We start from the raw sequence: 2063 nt of genomic DNA, 5'->3' as shown, positions 1-2063 counted from the left end.
CGGGGCAGCCGGGACGGCGACGTGCCGGGACAACATCTGGTCGCCGCCTATGCCCATGAGGCGAAGGCGGTGTTGGGCCAGATCCGGGTCGACTCCAAAACCAACGAACACAAGGCGGCCCTGGAACTCTTGGGAATCCTGCCGGTGACGGGGAAAATCGTGGTCGGCGACGCCCTGTTTTGCCAGCGGGATCTGGCGGAGCAAATCGTTGATTCCGGGGGCGATTACATCTTCACGGTCAAGGACAACCAGTCGGGGCTGGGCACGGACATCCGGGCCGGATTCGGGTTCGAGGCCGCCGCCCGACAGATCGCGGCGGCTACTTCCCCCTGATGACCTTCCTCCGACGCCCGCCCCGGAACGCGAGGTTCGTCACGCGGACAAGGGGCACGGACGGCTGGAGGTTCGGACCCTGCGAACCACGTCGATCCTGACCCTGCATGAAAAATGGAAGGGCATGACGCGGGGCTTTGAAATCATCCGGGAACGGACGATCAAGGGGGTCAAAACCGTCGAAGTCGAACTCGGGGTGACGAGCCTGTCCGAGGACGAGGCGACCGCCGCCGACCTGCTGAAACTCCTCCGCGATCACTGGAAGATCGAAAACGAGCTCCATTACGTCCGCGATGTGACGTTCTTGGAAGACGCCTGCCGGGTGCGTTCCGGCGCGGCTCCCCAAGTGCTGGCCGCCCTGCGCAATGCCATCATCCATTTGCTGGCCGACAGTGGCGCCGACAACCACCGCGAAGCCATCGAATTGCTCCAAATCCACCCCGAAAAAGCCCGGGAGCTTATCGGCATCCCCCACGTTGAATAACGGAATGGCCCTGTTGGATGCCCGCCCTGCCGTCGAGCGTCCCCTGACCATGCGAGGGCTTTACGCAGAAGCGCACGCGGAACAGCTTGTCGCCCTCGAAGCCGTCAATCGAGATATCCAAGCCGCCGAGAAACCGGATGCCGTCGCCAGATTGCGACTTGAAGAATCACGCATCTGCTTCTGGCTGGACTCGCTGAAAGCCGACTCGGTGGCTGACCTCTGTTTCGGGTTTCGCAGTTCGTTGTTGCTGGCCGACAGCACGCTTCCCGGCGTGGTGATGGAACTTCTCGCCGACCGGGTGGCCACGAAGGCCGACATTGAGGAACTCCGGGCGGGAATGCGCGTTCTCGGCCGGATGCTCACGGGAGGCCAGCGATGAGCAAGAAGCGAATTGATGAGGAACTTCAAGGAATGCTGGCCCCGACCTCACGCCAAGAGGCCAAACCCGCCGCTCCGCGTTCCGAACTCCCGAACATTGGCGGGGTGACGCCTTCCGGGATGCCGTTCCCGGAAGTTCCCGACCCGAGCGCATACCACGGGCTGGCCGGAGACATCGCCCGCATGATCGATCCGCATTCGGAATCCGACCCGGTGGCGATTCTGACGCAATCCCTTGTGATGTTCGGGAGCGCGATGGGAAGAAACCCCCATTCGGTGATCGAGTCGTCGAGACATGCCGGGAATCTGTTTCTGGTCCTTGTGGGGGAATCGGCGACCGGAAAAAAAGGAACGTCGCTGGCCCACGTTCGAGACTTGTTCACGGCCGCCTGTCCGGAATGGGAAAAGCGCATCGTCAACGGATTGTCCTCGGGCGAGGGGGTGATTCAAGCCATCCGCGACCCGAGCGACTCGCCGGAGGAAGAAGACCCCGGAGTCGAGGACAAACGGCTTCTCGCGGCTGGCGGGGAGTTCGGCTCGGTCTTGAAGACCACTCAGCGACAAGGCAACATCCTGAGCGGCATTCTGCGAGATGCTTGGGACGGGGTTCCCATCGGTTCGCTGACTAAAAAACCAACGCGATGCCAAGAACCGCACATTTCGGTGATCGGGCACATCACCCCCGACGAACTCCGGCGGGAACTCAACGCCGTTGACATGGCGAACGGTTTTGCCAATCGGTTTATGTACGCGGCCGTGCGGCGTTCAAAAAGCCTTCCCTTCGGAGGCCAAATTCCCAAAGACGAGCGAGCCTGCATGATCGGACGCATTCACAACTCGCTCAAGTTTGCGGCAAGATGCGCCAGCA

At 61.9% G+C, this 2063-nt stretch carries 3 protein-coding genes and 1 pseudogene; all 4 read left to right on the top strand.

Features of this window, described 5'->3' with window-relative positions; genetic code table 11:
- A partial coding sequence (locus BGIM_RS67880; RefSeq protein ID WP_157369573.1) for an ISAs1 family transposase occupies window positions 1–333 on the top strand: 333 nt, incomplete at its 5' end.
- Window positions 224–817 (top strand): ISAs1 family transposase, encoded by a 594-nt coding sequence (locus tag BGIM_RS67325; RefSeq protein WP_261339994.1) that lies wholly within the window; start codon window positions 224–226, stop codon window positions 815–817. The genes BGIM_RS67880 and BGIM_RS67325, both read left to right, overlap by 110 nt.
- Before the next feature lie 4 nt (window positions 818–821).
- The gene (locus BGIM_RS0130190) at window positions 822–1196 is read left to right on the top strand and encodes a hypothetical protein (RefSeq protein WP_020473409.1); all 375 of its coding nucleotides are present in this window, start codon (window positions 822–824) and stop codon (window positions 1194–1196) included.
- Window positions 1193–2063: pseudogene (locus tag BGIM_RS66060) on the top strand (DUF3987 domain-containing protein); the annotation flags it as partial. The gene BGIM_RS0130190 and the pseudogene BGIM_RS66060, both read left to right, overlap by 4 nt.

The sequence above is a fragment of the Zavarzinella formosa DSM 19928 genome, assembly GCF_000255705.1.
Lineage (GTDB): Bacteria > Planctomycetota > Planctomycetia > Gemmatales > Gemmataceae > Zavarzinella > Zavarzinella formosa.
This window is presented reverse-complemented; position numbering and strand designations above follow the sequence as displayed.

Coding starts and splice junctions, on each gene's coding strand:
- BGIM_RS0130190 (WP_020473409.1), top strand. CDS start 822: ATGGCCCTGTTGGATGCCCGCCCTGCCGTCGAGCGTCCCCTGACCATG.